We start from the raw sequence: 15,118 nt of genomic DNA, 5'->3' as shown, positions 1-15,118 counted from the left end.
TATTCATTCCGGCTTAATATGTTAAAAATGAAGTAACAGCATGTTTCCTATGCGCATATTAATTTACATAGCAGACTTTGTTTATCCTTAAATAAAATCAGATTTATTCAGCCTTTCGTATGAAAAGAAACGCAGCATGCAAGGCTTAATTTTCTACTTACACTGATTAATACGCACTCGGCGTTTTAACTGGTGGAGTATGGTTATGAACTCTAAAAACGTTAGCCATTTAAGCATTATTGCTATGGCGGTTCTTATTGCATTCTCACTCTCCGCCTGTAGCGGTAGCGGCGGGGGCTCTCATTCAACGGCTAAAAACGGCAGCACTCAGGGCAGCGGCTCTGGCGGCAGCGATGGTAGTGGTTCTGGTGGCAGTGGTTCCGACGGTAGTGGTTCCGGTGGCAGTGGTTCCGGTGGCAGCGGCTCTGGCGGTAGTGGTTCCGGAGGCAGCGGTTCTGGTGGCAATGGATCTGGCGGCGGCACTGGAACAACGGCCAATAATTCAGTGAGCAGTATCATCGGCGAAACCGGTAAAGCAGTTTCGGGGGTCGGTGATACGCTGGGTGGGCTGGGAAGCCAGTTAACCACCACCACTGGCAACAACCCAGTCACCTCGACCATCTCCACTACGGTAAGTGGCGTAGGTAACGCTGTCGATACACTCGGGACCGGCGTCACCAACGGGATTGGCAACTCGTCAAACACTAACGGCGTAGGAACCACTTTGCAGGGTACGACCAACACGGTCACCGTGCTGGGTAACACGGTATCCAGCGTAGGGACCGGGTTATCGAGCGGCACTTCCAGTACACCCGTCGCGGGGGTAACCGGCGTGGTCGGAAGCGTCGTTAACAGCACAGGCCAAATCGTCAGCGGGACAGGTACTGGATTGACCAGCACCCTGCAAAGCCCTGGCGTAACGGCGGCAACAACCGGCGTCACTTCCGTGGTTAATAATACCCTGTCCGGCGTACAGGGCGTCACTCAAGGCGTGGGGACCACGACAGGATTAGGCACCCCGGTTAACGGTCTGCTGACTCAGGTCGGGACTACAGTGAGCGGTGTGGGTAGCCAGGTTGGCACCACCTCTCCGGCGCTGAGTGGTGTAGGCCAGGTCGTCTCCAGCGTTGGCAACATCGTCACTGATGCTGGAGGCCTGGTGAAACCAACCGCTACCAGTACCGGAGGCTCTTCCGGCGGCACTACCGGAACCAGCGGCGGCCTGCTGGCTAACGTCACGGGAAGCCTGAACGTAAGCACAACTACCAATACCAGCACCAGCAGTACAGGAACAACCAGCGCAGGAACCAGCGGTGGCGCCTTAGGGGGTTTAAGCGGTCTACTCGGCGGGTTAACAACACAAAGATAAGCTATATATTTATTAATGCCTTCCGTGCCCCCGCAATGGGGGCACGTTTTTCAGCAGAATAACAATAATTATCCTTGCACAAGAAAACACACAAGGAACGCGCCATGAAAACGACCCTGGTTTATGCGCTATCGGGGGTTTTTCTGCTTAATATTGCCCGAGCAGACACATTACCCGCATTGATTGACCCTAATAACCCAGCCAAAGCAGAAAATAGTAACACACCACAAGCCCCTGCGGCGGCGGCCCCAAGTTTAAGCGTAAGCGTGCCCAAAAATAAACTAACACCCGAAACGTTGATTAAAGTAGACCATATTCAATTTATTGGTGGAACTGTATATCCATTAAAAGAGTTATTACGCCCTTTTGTTCCCTATGCGCATAAACAAGTGCCGCTAAAAACGCTGATTGGTCTGGTTAATGATATTACGTTGCGCTATCGCGCCGACGGTTATCCACTCTCTTATGCCTGGCTTCCGGATAACAACTTTCAGGATGGTATGCTGAAGATTGTTCTGGTGGAGGGCTATGTCGCGCACAGCGATATTAAAAGTAACAACCCCAATATTGCCGAACGCCTCAAGCGTCTGGCGGCAAAAATCATGGCGGAGAAACCGCTCACTCAGAACACCTTCGACCGCTATACCCAACTGATGACACGCACGCCCGGCGTGCGCGTTGATGCCAACGCGCAGCTGCCGCAGAATATCTACGGCGCCGCCGCGATGCAGGCCGTGGGTATGCAGCCGCATATCTGGGATATCTCTTCAACCATTGACACCCGTCGCAGCCAGAATATGGCGTTCGTCAATGGTTCACTCAGTAACTTAACCAGCTACGGCGATCAACTTGGGGTCGCCACATTGATCCCACTCGATAATTCGACGCGCAAATCTTACCTCGGGTTGAACTACCAGCAGTTCCTGACGGATGAAGGGCTGATGATGCAGCTCAAGGGCAGCTTTTATCGCGAGGATCCGCGCGACTATTCGCGTCTGCTGAACTTCCCCGGCGGGTATTTAGACTCACGCCAGAAAACCACCCAATACAACGGCGGCGCGATGTTCAGCTATCCGGTGATTTTAACCGGTAAGCGGCAGTTCAATATCAACGGTGGGATGGATTACACCGACCGCCGTAACGACAACCACATTCGCGCCATCGTTAATGAGCAGGAAGTCCTGGGCGTGACGCAAAAATCACATGTCCGCTACCCTGCCCTCGAACTCGGAATGAACGGCTTTCAGGCCTTCGACCGTGCCAGCATTAACGGTAAGCTGACGCTGCGTCAGGGGATTAACGCCTCTTCGCTGGCCGACGCCGCGCCGGTACAGGGCAACGATCTCTCGTTTACGCTGTGGAAAAGCAATATTGATGCGGCGTGGATGATCACGGATACCTGGCGTCTCTCTACCTCGCTGGAAGGGGATTGGTCAGATAACGATTTGCCCGAGCCAGAGCGTGTCAGCTTCGGCGCCCAGCGCTTTGGACGTGGCTACCAGGATGGCGAAGCCAGCGGTGACTACGGTTATGGAGGGCAGCTTGAGTTGCGCTATCTGCATCAGCGTAAAGAGAGCACGTGGATTGCCACGGTACAGCCTTACGTGCTGGCCGATACCGCGCAAACGTGGTTCAACACGCCGGGGTTACCGCATCAGCGGCTGGCATCGGTGGCAACCGGGGTGATGGTTGGCGACAACAAGCATTACAGCGTTACGGTCGAGGCAGCGCGCCCGGTCGGTGATATGCCAACCGACACGAACAGCCGTGAATGGCGCTATAGCCTGACCTTCAGTTGGAACTTCAATAATCTACATTAATCTTGATGCGGCAAGCTGGCCAACATCAATACAGGCCAGCGCCCCCGTCGGGCAGGCGGCCACACAGGCTGGCCCCGCTTCGCGATGGCGGCACAAATCGCACTTCATCGCCTGTGGCCGTGCCTGCTGGACGGCCACGGTCATTGCCCCAAACGGACACGCCAGCATACAGCTCTTGCAACCAATACAGCGCGCCTGATCGACACGAATCATATCCTTTTCACGGGTTATCGCTCCCGTTGGGCAAACATTACCGCACGGCGCATCTTCGCACTGATGACACGCCACCGCCGTTGAGAAAGCGTCGCCCTTCACCACGCGGATACGAGGAAAAAAGGCCTCACGCGAAACGGTCGCACAGGCCTGCTGTTCCTGATGCGCCACCACGCAGGCCACTTCGCAGGTCCGGCAGCCAATACACTTTAAGGAATCAGCGACAATAAACGGGTTCATACCCCTCTCCGTGACGGTTAGTAAACCCTAAGAGTGCCAGAGCGGCATACTGTTACGCTTTGATCAGACAAGGGAGATGTACCGTTTTTGTCATCTGCCCGAGGCAATTTAGCCGTTTGCCTCAGGCAGAATTAATGTGTTCCTTACAGTACCGCCGCTTCCAGGCCGCTGGAGTTAAGCCGGTGTGTTTGCGAAAAATTTGCCTGAAATACCCGACATCGGCAAACCCGCACTGTTCGGCAACCTCTTTCAATGAACGCGCATGGTTGCTCAATAGCTTTTCTGCCGCTCGCACGCGCTGACGGTGGATCGCTTCGGTAATGGTTAGATGGAAGACCCGGCGATATACGCGCCCCAGATAGTCGGCATTGCAGTGTAACTCTTTTGCCAATGCCGACGTGGAGAGCGGCAGGTGATAGCGGGTATGAATCACCTGCTGCGCCTTCCACGCCAGCGCCGTACCGCCTTCATCTTTTGGCTCTTCATTTTGCGCCGACAGCGAAATATGCTGCAAAATCAGCAGCAAAATAAACTCCAGCGAGGCATTGCGCTGAATTTTTTCCTGCTCGTTCAGGAACTGGCGGAACAGCGAAATCAGGTATTGCGGGTCGTGCGAAGTGGTCTGCTGCGGAATGGCCAACTGGGTTAATAGCGGATGCGGCTGCACGGGCATATTCACCTCAAAATGCAGCCAGTAAAATTTCAGATCGGCAGGAAAATCCTCAACACCGATATGGCGGCGGCCTGGCCATAATAAAAGGCTATCCCCCGCCGGGACGTGGAAAATATGCTCCTCTTCCTGAATCGTTAATGTCCCTTTCTCCACGAAGATCACTTCCCATGAGCGCAGTCTGCGCGCCGGATGGCGTCCCACACCACGCGAGATAAATAACCCGCCATTCTGGACTTTAATCGGAAGCGCTATGGATAGATTGAGCATAAATATTAAAAATTCCGCTTATTAACCGCAGGAAGATAGTCTTTCACTCTGATTATTAACAACTAAATGGATTAATGCCCGATCGCCTTCACACTTTTCTCACCAGGTCGGAATTACCCACTTTTTATACTTCTTTGTGAGCTTGTTGGTCCTCGCTTTCCAGGCAAAATTAAACGGGTCATGACATTACAACAATACCCCTACTGAAAAAGACCTCTCCACATTGCGAGGAGCATCCATGACCGCTACACCTATTTCTACCAGTGAGGTTGTGCCCGGTTCACAGGACGATAAATTATCTGTCCGCGAGAAAATCGGCTACGGTCTCGGCGATGCAGGCGGCACCGTCATTACCTGCCTGATCATGAATTTCCTGACCTTCTTTTACACCGATGTCTTTGGCCTGACGCCCGCGCTGGTCGGTACCCTATTCCTGGCGCTCCGCGTTTTTGACGCGATTTCCGATCCCATTATGGGCGTGCTGGCCGACCGCACGCAGAGCCGCTGGGGGCGTTTCCGTCCGTGGCAAATGTGGATTGCGCTCCCCATCGCCATTATCGGCGTACTCACCTTTACCGTCCCCGATGCCAGCATGGGCGTGAAGATCGCGTGGGCCTTTGGCACCTATCTGCTGCTGTCCATCAGCTATACCGCGATCAACGTGCCTTACTGTGCGCTGATCAACACGATGACCACGCGTCATAGCGAGGTCATCTCCTGTCAGGCCTGGCGTTTCGTACTGTGCGGCGTGGCGGGTTTTCTGGTCTCGGTAGGCCTGCCATGGCTGGTGAAAGTCCTTGGGCAGGGCAATACGGCGCAGGGATATCAATACGGCGTCGGCGCCCTGTGTGCACTCGCTGCCGTGATGTTCCTGTGCTGCTTCTTCTGGGTACGCGAGCGCGTGTCGTTGGACATGATGGGCAAATTCACCCTGCGTGAACACATTGCGGGGCTGCGTAAAAACGATCAGTTGCTGTTGATGCTGGTGATGTCGTTCCTGCTGATCAACGTTTTTAATATACGCGGCGGCGGCTATATGTATTTCATCACCTACGTACTGGGCGGCTCCACCGGCTACACCTCGCTGTTCTTCACCATGGTGACTTTCGCCTCTATTTTCGGTTCCGTGATAATTAACCTGCTGTCGCGCCGCTTCGATACCGTCAAGCTCTACTATTACACCAACCTGGTGCTGGCGGCGATCGCACTGGGAATGTGGTTCTTACCCACCGGCCCGGCCCACCAGACCCTATGGCTGGTCGTTATTCTCGGCAACGGCATCATTCTCGGCTTCACGCTGCCGCTGCACTTTTCGCTCATGGCGTTCTCCGACGACTACGGTGAATGGAAAACTGGCGTACGTTCTTCCGGTATGAATTTCGCCTTTAACCTGTTTTTCATCAAGCTGGCCTGGGCCTCCAGCGCGGGCATTATTAGCCTTGTCTTTATCTATGTGGCTTATCAGCCAGGGGCCGGAAACCAAACGGCATCATCGCTGGCGGGCATCACATCGATGGAAACCCTGCTGCCCGCCCTGTTCCACCTGCTGCTGGCGTTCTCTATCCGCGCCTGCAAGCTCAATAATCCAATGATGTCGCGCATCGCCACCGATCTTCGCGCCCGTCACATTCAGTCCTGAGGAGTTCGCCATGTCTGTTATGGAAGTCAATCTGCATACCTTGAAAGTTAATGACCCGTTTTTCGCCCAATACCAGCAGCTGGTTCGCGATGTGGTAATCCCTTATCAATGGGATGCATTAAACGATCGCATTGACGATGCCGAACCCAGCCACGCGATAGAGAACTTCCGCATTGCCGCCGGTCAGCAGGAAGGGGAGTTTTACGGCATGGTCTTTCAGGACAGCGACGTCGCAAAATGGCTGGAGGCTGTCGCCTGGTCGCTGTGCCAGAAGCCGGATGCCGAGCTGGAAAAAACCGCCGATGCGGTGATTGAACTGGTCGCCGCCGCCCAGTGCGACGACGGTTATCTGAACACCTATTTCACCGTTAAAGCCCCGGAAGAGCGCTGGACCAATCTCGCCGAGTGCCACGAGTTGTACTGCGCAGGGCATATGATTGAAGCGGGCGTCGCCTTCTTCCAGGCCACCGGCAAACGGCGCTTGCTGGAGGTAGTATGCCGCCTCGCCGACCATATCGATCGGGTTTTCGGCACCGGAGAAGACCAGATTCATGGCTACCCCGGCCACCCGGAAATTGAGCTGGCGCTGATGCGCCTGTATGAGGTCACAGGAGAACCGCGCTATATGGCGCTGGTGAATTACTTCGTCGAAGAACGCGGCAAACAGCCGCACTTCTACGACGACGAATACGAAAAACGCGGCAAAACCTCCTACTGGCACACCTATGGCCCGGCGTGGATGGTGAAAGACAAGCCATACAGCCAGGCGCATCAGTCGATTGCCGAGCAGCCTACGGCTATCGGCCACGCGGTGCGTTTTGTCTACCTGATGACCGGCGTGGCGCATCTCGCTCGTCTGAGCCAGGACGAAAGCAAGCGCCAGGACTGCCTGCGCTTGTGGAACAACATGGCGCAGCGCCAGCTGTACATCACCGGCGGCATTGGCTCACAAAGCAGCGGCGAAGCCTTCAGCAGCGACTACGATCTGCCGAACGACACCGTCTACGCCGAAAGCTGCGCCTCTATTGGCCTGATGATGTTTGCCCGCCGCATGCTGGAGATGGAGGCAGACAGCCAGTACGCCGATGTCATGGAGCGCGCGCTGTACAACACGGTGCTGGGCGGCATGGCGCTTGATGGCAAACACTTCTTCTACGTTAACCCGCTGGAAGTGCACCCGAAAACGCTGCAGTTCAACCACATCTACGACCACGTGAAGCCCGTTCGCCAGCGCTGGTTCGGCTGCGCCTGCTGCCCGCCGAATATCGCCCGCGTACTCACTTCAATCGGCCACTATATCTACACGCCGAGAGAAGATGCGCTGTATGTGAACCTGTATATCGGCAACAGCGTGGAGGTGCCGGTGGGCGAGCAAACGCTGCGCTTGCGCATCAGCGGTAACTATCCATGGCAGGATCAGGTCAAGATCGCCGTTGATTCTCCGGATCCGGTTAACCACACACTGGCGCTGCGCTTGCCGGACTGGTGCCGCGATCCTCAGGTGACGCTAAACGGTCACGATGTGGCGGGAACGCTGAAGAAAGGCTATCTGCATATCTCACGCACCTGGGTGGAAGGCGATACCTTAACGCTGACGTTACCAATGCCGGTGCGTCGAATCTACGGAAATCCGCTGGTCCGCCACGTCGCTGGCAAGGTCGCCGTGCAGCGCGGGCCGCTGGTTTACTGCCTCGAGCAGGCCGATAACGGTGAGGAGCTGCATAATCTGTGGCTGCCAGCAGACGCGCCGTTTACCGAGCTGGAAGGCAAAGGCATTTTCGCCCACAAGGTGCTGCTGCAGGCGCAGGGCGTTAAGCATACGGCAAGCCAGCCGGAGCAGCAGCCGCTGTGGCATTACGATACGCCGCCGGCACAGCGCCAGCCGCAGACGTTAACCTTTATTCCGTGGTTTAGCTGGGCCAACCGTGGCGAAGGCGAGATGCGGATCTGGGTTAACGAAGGCGAGTAACCTCCCCGCCGTCGCTGCGCCCGCCCGGGTCTGAAATCAGACCTGCCGAGCGTAGCGACGCCAAATCCCCTATAATCGCCTGACAATAAAATCCGCAAGTAACTCACCCCCATGGACGAATTTCACTCTCTGACGTTAAAGAAAATTAGCGCAGGCAGCCTCTATAGAATTCACCTGCTCGGCCTGCTGTGCTCACTGGTCCCCTTCGGCGTGTTCAACGGTATTCTCGGCGCGATAGATATTACGTTGATTACCATTCGCTGGAACGGAGAAATCGTTCATGGCTTCCCTGCGCTCATTTTCAGCCCGCTGCTGTTTCTACTGCTGGCATTAATTCTGACCGCCGTTATCGGCAGCCTGGGCTGGCTTGGGCTGTGGATTTATGGGCAGTTTCGCGAGCTAACGCTACGCGTTGTGCCCGGAAATAATAAGCCGCAAAAATGAAAAGACTGTACGCCAGCGTTCTGTCTTTTCATCACCGACGTAGCCGAAAAATTCACTCAGCCTCTGGCAGAGCCTGATAGCGAAAATCGCTAAACGTCACACTGCCTTCGCCCGCGCTATACAATGCCGGGCGCAGGCTGAGGAAATCATAGCCAACGTTCTGGTTGTAGCCTGATACCTCCATCTGCACCGAATACTTTATCCATTTCTCGCTACCGGCAGCACGCGTCCAGAAGGTCACAATGTTCTCGCGATTAATCATACGGAAATCGACGGTATTCACCTTCTGCAGATGCGCCGGGGCCTTCTCGTTTCGCTCCATGCCATAACGGTGCATCACCACGCCCTGCGCGTTAACCCCAAGCCCGACGTACAGCTTCTGGTTATAAAACAGCAGCAGTCCGGCCTGCGCCTGCGGGGTGAAATGGGCGGTTACCTCTACCTGATAAGCGCGATCGCCCGCAATCATCGTCAACGGCGAGGTATCTTTTGGCGACGAGCCTTTGGCCTGCAACACCAGCTCGCCGTTATTGAGCCGAACGCGCTGTAGCTCATTATTCTGTGCATGATAGAAATGCCAGCGTAGCGGAAACACATCGGCCGTAAAGCTATTGGACCACGCCATGCCGTGCACGACGGCCTCGCCGCCCTTCGGCATCGGCAGCGGTTTGCCGGTATCGCCCCCGGAGGCGGTGAACCAGCCGTCGTCTCCCCAGACGATAGGTTCCAGCATCGCCTGCCGCCCCAGCGTCATAAAGCCATTTTCATAGCCGTGATACACCATGTACCACTGCTTATCGGGTCCTTCAATCAGCGTCGCATGGCCGCGCGACCACCATTTTTCCTGCTTATTCTGGGTGCGGATAATCGGGTTATGCGGCGAGTTTTCCCACGGCCCGTTGATGGATCGCGATCTGGCCGCAATCACCATGTGCCCGGTTGGTGGCCCGGCCGTTCCGCCTTCTGCCAGCACCATGTAGTAATAATCGCCATGGTGCAGAATCTTCGGGCCTTCCTGGGAAAAGCTTTCGACCTCCCACTCTTCAGGATATTGCCAGCCGGTGTAAACTACGGACATCGGCCCTACCGTACTCAGCCCATCATCGCTAAGCTGCACACGGTTTCCGCCGGACATAAACAAATAGCGTTTTCCATCTTCACCCACCGCATGCCCCGGGTCACTGGCCGGATTTTGTAGCCCCATATCTTTCGGCGCACTCCACGGGCCGCGGATATCCTTCGCCGTTACCACGTACAGCGTTTTCTTTTTGGTGCCTTTTTCATCAATGATGCGGTTAGTGGTGAAGTAGATATAGTACTGGTCACCGTATTTCACTAAGTCTGGTGCCCACACCGCATCAGTTGGCTGCGCCAGAGCGGGCCCAACCGGCTGCCAGTTCACCAGATCGCGGGAGTGCCAGATAATCAGGCCTGGAGAATCTTCAAATGACGAGAAGGTCATGTAGTAATCCTGACCATCTTTAATAATGGAAGGATCGGGGTGATCACCAGAGAGAATGGGATTCAGGTAGCAGCCATTGCCCAGATCGGCCTGCCGCTGGCCCTCAACGCCCGCCTTCCAGCGATCGCCGGGCAGCTTCTGGCAATCTATCGCCGCGAGCGATACTGCGGGTAGAGCGGAGAGCATGACAATTAATGAATATATCTTCCGCATGCATTATTCCTTTTTATGTTAAACGAATAAAAATGAAACAATGTTTTATAGAGTTATTTGCCGGAAGATAATGTGTTCAGCATCACCGAACAGGGGTTACAGTGCAAAACAGCAGCCATAAAAAAGCAGAACGTGAACGTTCTGCTTTTTTGTTACTTTGCGCGCAATTACATGGCTGCGCGGAAGATCGCCATAATCTCTTCGTGCGTTGCCTGGATAGGGTTGGTGAAACCGCACGCGTCCTTCAGCGCATTAGTCGCCAGAACCGGGATATCCTCTTCTTTCACATTCAGGTCGCGCAGACCCGCCGGAATATTGACCTGACGCGCCAGTTTACGAATCGCGTCGATACACGCCTTCGCACCCTGCTCGTCGCTCATCGCGCTCACGTCAATATGCATAGCCTGGGCACAGTCGCGCAGACGTGCCGCGGCAACCTTGCTGTTAAACTCCTGCACGTGCGGCAGCAGCACCGCGTTACACACGCCGTGCGGCAGATCGTAGAAACCGCCCAGCTGGTGCGCCATCGCGTGGACATATCCCAGTGAAGCGTTGTTGAACGCCATACCCGCCAGGAACTGAGCGTAGGCCATTGCTTCACGCGCTTCGCTGTTGCTGCCGTTTTCAACCGCCGTCGGCAGGTTGTCGATAATCATGGTGATCGCTTTTAGCGCACAAGCGTCGGTAATCGGTGTGGCCGCAATAGACACATAGGCTTCAATCGCGTGGGTCAGCGCATCCATACCGGTGGCGGCGGTCAGCCCTTTCGGCATGCCTTCCATCAGGGAAGAGTCGTTGACGGAGAGAACCGGCGTCACGTGCTTGTCGACGATCGCCATTTTAATATGACGCGTAACGTCGGTGATGATGCAGAAACGGGTCATTTCAGACGCCGTGCCCGCGGTGGTGTTGATCGCGATCATCGGCAGCTGCGGCTTAGCAGAACGGTCAACGCCTTCATAATCACGAATATCGCCGCCGTTAGAAGCGACCAGCGCAATCCCTTTCGCGCAGTCGTGCGGGGAGCCGCCGCCCAGAGAAATAACGCAGTCGCAATCATTGGCGCGCAGCATTTCCAGGCCTTCTTCCACGTTAACGGTCGTCGGGTTCGGATGCGTACCGTCGAATACCACGCTCAGAATGTCATATTCCTGCAGGCGTTTCTGGATATCCGCCGCCACGCCCAGCTTGTTCAGAACTGCATCAGTGACAATCAGAGCACGGCGATAGCCGTAGTCTTTCATGGTATTCATCGCGTCTTTTAAGGCGCCGTTACCGATGACGTTCACTGAAGGGATGAAGAAAGTTGATGCAGTCATGATAGTTCCTTTATTTAATAAGCAGGCTCCCGAGGCTATAGCATTACCCACCCTTAAAACTCGATCTGGCTAGCACTTTTCTCTGCATGAAAAATAAAAATCGCGTCATTTTGTTGTCAATGTCGCGATTTATAGTGATAAATATATTCAAATGTTGGATTTAATAAGTTTTCTCAATCAATTGTTAATTTTTGTTGTCAGGAAACAGCAACGCATCGCGCAATAAGTGGTCATTGCCGCGACGACGCGTGAAGCCTATGCGATTGAAATACTCCAGAATTTGAATCGCCAGCTTGCGGCCAACGTTCAATTTATCGCGGAAATCGGCCGCACAGGTGGAACCTTTTTCCAGATCGAGTTCGCGGATCATGCTGGCAAACGCCACGATGCGGTCATTGCGATAATAGCGGTCCTTCACAATCGCGGTGATCATCCCCTGCTGCGCCGCCAGCCGTAAAACGCCGCGCATCATGTTCTCATCCGTCCCGGTTTGCGTCGCCAGATCGCGCACCCACCACGGTTCATCACCAAACAACGGCGCGACCTTCTGCCAAATGGCCTGCTGTTCGTCGGTGAACCCGGCTTTGTGCTCTGGCAGATGCAGCCAGCCGTGATGGCTGGCGATAACGCCGCTTTCACGCATTTGCTCAATTAAGGTGAGCACCAGCGCTTCATCTTCCATTGGCAGCGCAATACGACGCAGGCGTTCACGCCCCGGTCCAGGCTCATCTTTATGTTGCTCGTGATAAAGCGCCAGCGCGTCGAGCAGCTTACGCTGCCAGCGGGCCGCAAGAGGCGCATCCAGCAGGCAGTCGCCAGCGAGGATAAAGCCCGGTTGGGCAATCAGCTGCTCCAGCCCCTGTGTGCTCAGTTGACGCGCCCAAGCAAAGTCTCGTAGCTTCACCGCATCGCGGGAGAGGTGTACCGCCAACGCCTGAGCATCCGCTTTCGCCAGCGCCAGCGCGGCAATCCACGCCAGATACTCCGGCTTACGCTTACCGCGACGCGGCGAGTTCAGCGTCACCACGCGCGCGCCGGCCAGAGTGATTTTCGCCGAGATATCGCGCAGCACCAGCCGATCGTTATCCGCCAGCCACAGCGGCGTGTCGAGCACCAGTTCCGCAAGATTATTTTCCAGCAACGATACGCGGCCAGTGATATGGCTGGCAGCATGGTGTATATGCAACGGCTGCCACTGGGTGAGCGGAATATGGCTATGCAGCTCAACAATAACTCGTTCAACGGCCTCCGGCGGCGCTTCCGTCAGCAGCCAGTCGCCGCGGCTGATATCGCCCTTTTCCGCTGCGCCAACGATATTTAACGCAATACGCTGCCCGCCGTGCGCATGCTCAACCGGCTGATTCTGCGCATGCAATCCACGCACGCGCATGGGTGTGCCCATCCCCGTCAACCACAGGGTATCGCCCACCCGCACGTCGCCCGACAGCGCCGTTCCGGTCACCACCAGGCCCGCGCCCTTGACGGTAAAGGCGCGGTCGATAGCCAGACGAAAGCGCTGATGCTCCGGATGCTCGCGAGCGGCAAGCTGACGTAAATGGTCGCGCAGCGCTTCAATGCCGATATTCGCCGTCGCCGCCGTTTCGAATAATGTGGCCTGTTCAAAACCGTATTCACGCAGAACCTGCGTGATTTCGCGGCGAACGTCGTCGATTCGCGCCCCATCGACGCGATCGGTTTTGGTTAATGCCACCGTCAGCGTTGGGTTACCCGTTAACTGAAGAATCGCCAGATGCTCGCGGGTCTGCGCCATCACGCCATCATCGCACGCCACCACCAGCAGCGCATGGTCGATGCCACCGATGCCCGCCAGCATATTGGAGAGGAATTTTTCATGCCCCGGCACGTCGATAAAGCCCAGTACGCGGCCATCCGGCTGCGGCCAGTAGGCGTAGCCAAGATCGATAGTCATGCCGCGGGATTTCTCTTCCGGCAGGCGGTCGGCATTGATGCCGGTAATCGCCTGTAGCAGCGTGGTTTTGCCGTGGTCAACGTGACCGGCGGTGGCAATAATCATTTCAGCAACATCTCCAGGAAACGGGATTCATCTTCAAGGCAGCGCAGATCGAGCCACAAACGCCCATCATAAATTCGGCCAATGACCGGTACGGGCAGGCTGCGCCAGCGATTAGCCAGCGCATCAAGTCGGCTGCCGCGACCATCGAGCGGCGTGAGCGCAATGGCCGCGCTGGGCAGGCTTTCCGAAGGCAGCGACCCGCTGCCGATTTGCGATGCGCATGGCATGACCTGAACAGCAAACTCGTCGCCGTAGCGCGCGGCCAGCGGTTCGCGCAGACGCAGCGCCTGCTGGTTAATGTCTTGCGCGCTGCGGCTCAGCAGGCGCAGTGTGGGCAGCTCTGCCGCCAATTTTTCCGGGTGCAGATACAGCCGCAGCGTTGCTTCCAACGCCGCCAGCGTCATTTTATCGGCGCGCAGCGCGCGCTTCAGCGGATGCTGCTGCAGCTGGGCGATTAGCGCTTTCGTACCGACAATGATCCCGGCCTGCGGGCCGCCCAGCAGCTTATCGCCGGAGAAGCTCACCAGGCTAACGCCCGCGGCGATCATCTCCTGCGGCATCGGCTCTTTCGGCAGGCCGTAGCGGCTGAGATCCACCAGCGAGCCGCTGCCGAGATCCGCCACCACCGGTACACCCAGCTCGCGGCCAATTTCCGCCAGCTCGGCTTCCTCTACCGATTTGGTAAACCCTTCAATACTGTAATTGCTGGTGTGCACCTTCATCAGCAGCGCGGTATTGTCGTTCACCGCCTGACGATAGTCTTTGGCATGCGTACGGTTGGTGGTGCCGACTTCATGCAGCACGCAGCCCGCCTGTCGCATCACGTCGGGAATGCGGAAGGCGCCGCCAATCTCCACCAGCTCGCCCCGCGATACCACCACTTCTTTGCCCGCCGCCGTCGCCGCCAGCATCAGCAGCACCGCCGCAGCATTGTTATTCACGATACAGGCGTCTTCCGCGCCGGTTAAGCGACACAGCAGGTCGGCCAGCGCCCGGTCACGATGACCTCGCCCGGCACCATCCAGATCGTATTCCAGCGTCACCGGGTCGCGCATCGCCTGGCTCACCGCGTCAATCGCCGACTGCGCCTGCTGCGCGCGTCCGAGGTTGGTATGCAGCACGGTACCCGTCAGGTTAATCACCGGGCGCAGCGCGCTCTGCGCATCATGACTCAGGCGTCGCGCCGTCTCCTGTGCCCAGTTTTCACTCCAGGCAGGTAGCGCCTGCCGATCACGAATATTCAGCCGCGCCTCATCCTGCATTTGGCGGAGCTGTTCCACCACCTGCGAGTGGCCATGGGCATCAAGTAAACGGGCAAAAGCAGGATCGCGAAGCAGGCGGTCGGTTGCGGGTAGCTGGCTGTAGAGCGAACGGGTATCGGTAGTCATGAATAGGCCTGACGGTTAAATGTTACCCCTCCCGACGGGAGAGGGAGTCATAAGGAGGGATTGTACA

11 protein-coding genes are annotated in these 15,118 nt (G+C 56.2%); 5 read left to right on the top strand and 6 right to left on the bottom strand.

The annotated features are described in order from the left end of the window. The first annotated feature begins 205 nt into the window (after positions 1-205). Together K7B04_RS06325 and K7B04_RS06320 are read left to right on the top strand one after the other, a co-directional pair. A complete protein-coding gene (locus K7B04_RS06325) occupies positions 206-1,369 on the top strand; it encodes a collagen-like triple helix repeat-containing protein (protein WP_223803706.1) in 1,164 nt (387 codons plus the stop codon). A 104-nt stretch (positions 1,370-1,473) separates the two neighbouring features. Continuing rightward, positions 1,474-3,189: a POTRA domain-containing protein gene (locus tag K7B04_RS06320; protein WP_223803705.1), complete on the top strand. Its 1,716-nt coding sequence runs from the start codon at positions 1,474-1,476 to the stop codon at positions 3,187-3,189. Here K7B04_RS06320 and K7B04_RS06315 read toward each other — a convergent pair. Beyond that, complete coding sequence (locus K7B04_RS06315) at positions 3,181-3,642, bottom strand: 4Fe-4S binding protein (protein WP_163448387.1); 462 nt, start codon at positions 3,640-3,642, stop codon at positions 3,181-3,183. The two genes, K7B04_RS06320 and K7B04_RS06315, sit on opposite strands and share 9 nt — an antisense overlap. A 121-nt stretch (positions 3,643-3,763) precedes the next feature. Then, entirely contained in the window at positions 3,764-4,582 is an 819-nt protein-coding gene (locus tag K7B04_RS06310; protein WP_223803704.1) for a helix-turn-helix domain-containing protein, read from the bottom strand. Between the two features lie 238 nt (positions 4,583-4,820). On the opposite strand from K7B04_RS06310, the gene K7B04_RS06305 reads away from it, so the two are divergent. The 3 genes from K7B04_RS06305 to K7B04_RS06295 all read left to right on the top strand — a co-directional run bounded on the left by K7B04_RS06305 (position 4,821) and on the right by K7B04_RS06295 (position 8,634). Beyond that, positions 4,821-6,221 carry an MFS transporter gene (locus K7B04_RS06305; RefSeq protein WP_167574830.1) on the top strand — a complete coding sequence of 467 codons (1,401 nt, stop codon included), beginning with the start codon at positions 4,821-4,823 and terminating at the stop codon, positions 6,219-6,221. 10 nt (positions 6,222-6,231) lie between these two features. After that, positions 6,232-8,190, top strand: a complete 1,959-nt coding sequence (locus tag K7B04_RS06300) for a glycoside hydrolase family 127 protein (protein ID WP_223803703.1) — start codon at positions 6,232-6,234, stop codon at positions 8,188-8,190. Positions 8,191-8,301: 111 nt separating this feature from the next. Further along, positions 8,302-8,634, top strand: a complete 333-nt coding sequence (locus K7B04_RS06295; protein ID WP_223803702.1) for a hypothetical protein — start codon at positions 8,302-8,304, stop codon at positions 8,632-8,634. 52 nt (positions 8,635-8,686) lie between these two features. Here the strand turns inward: K7B04_RS06295 and K7B04_RS06290 are convergent, their stop codons facing one another. The 4 genes from K7B04_RS06290 to selA form a co-directional block, all read right to left on the bottom strand. Continuing rightward, positions 8,687-10,309, bottom strand: coding sequence for a family 43 glycosylhydrolase (locus tag K7B04_RS06290; RefSeq protein ID WP_223803701.1), 1,623 nt, complete (start codon positions 10,307-10,309; stop codon positions 8,687-8,689). A gap of 167 nt (positions 10,310-10,476) precedes the next feature. Beyond that, a complete protein-coding gene (gene yiaY, locus K7B04_RS06285) occupies positions 10,477-11,628 on the bottom strand; it encodes an L-threonine dehydrogenase (protein ID WP_163448396.1) in 1,152 nt (383 codons plus the stop codon). 184 nt (positions 11,629-11,812) lie between these two features. Then, a complete protein-coding gene (gene selB, locus K7B04_RS06280; RefSeq protein ID WP_223803700.1) occupies positions 11,813-13,663 on the bottom strand; it encodes a selenocysteine-specific translation elongation factor in 1,851 nt (616 codons plus the stop codon). Continuing rightward, the gene (selA, locus tag K7B04_RS06275) at positions 13,660-15,051 is read right to left on the bottom strand and encodes an L-seryl-tRNA(Sec) selenium transferase (protein WP_223803699.1); all 1,392 of its coding nucleotides are present in this window, start codon (positions 15,049-15,051) and stop codon (positions 13,660-13,662) included. The genes selB and selA overlap by 4 nt, the downstream gene beginning before the upstream one ends. Between the last annotated feature and the right edge of the window lie 67 nt (positions 15,052-15,118).

The sequence above is a fragment of the Kluyvera sp. CRP genome (assembly GCF_019930565.1).
Taxonomy (GTDB): Bacteria; Pseudomonadota; Gammaproteobacteria; order Enterobacterales; family Enterobacteriaceae; genus Kluyvera; species Kluyvera georgiana_A.
This window is presented reverse-complemented; position numbering and strand designations above follow the sequence as displayed.

Coding starts and splice junctions, on each gene's coding strand:
- K7B04_RS06300 (WP_223803703.1), top strand. CDS start 6,232: ATGTCTGTTATGGAAGTCAATCTGCATACCTTGAAAGTTAATGACCCG.
- K7B04_RS06325 (WP_223803706.1), top strand. CDS start 206: ATGAACTCTAAAAACGTTAGCCATTTAAGCATTATTGCTATGGCGGTT.
- K7B04_RS06290 (WP_223803701.1), bottom strand. CDS start 10,309: ATGCGGAAGATATATTCATTAATTGTCATGCTCTCCGCTCTACCCGCA.
- selB (WP_223803700.1), bottom strand. CDS start 13,663: ATGATTATTGCCACCGCCGGTCACGTTGACCACGGCAAAACCACGCTG.
- K7B04_RS06295 (WP_223803702.1), top strand. CDS start 8,302: ATGGACGAATTTCACTCTCTGACGTTAAAGAAAATTAGCGCAGGCAGC.
- K7B04_RS06305 (WP_167574830.1), top strand. CDS start 4,821: ATGACCGCTACACCTATTTCTACCAGTGAGGTTGTGCCCGGTTCACAG.
- K7B04_RS06320 (WP_223803705.1), top strand. CDS start 1,474: ATGAAAACGACCCTGGTTTATGCGCTATCGGGGGTTTTTCTGCTTAAT.
- K7B04_RS06310 (WP_223803704.1), bottom strand. CDS start 4,582: ATGCTCAATCTATCCATAGCGCTTCCGATTAAAGTCCAGAATGGCGGG.
- K7B04_RS06315 (WP_163448387.1), bottom strand. CDS start 3,642: ATGAACCCGTTTATTGTCGCTGATTCCTTAAAGTGTATTGGCTGCCGG.
- selA (WP_223803699.1), bottom strand. CDS start 15,051: ATGACTACCGATACCCGTTCGCTCTACAGCCAGCTACCCGCAACCGAC.
- yiaY (WP_163448396.1), bottom strand. CDS start 11,628: ATGACTGCATCAACTTTCTTCATCCCTTCAGTGAACGTCATCGGTAAC.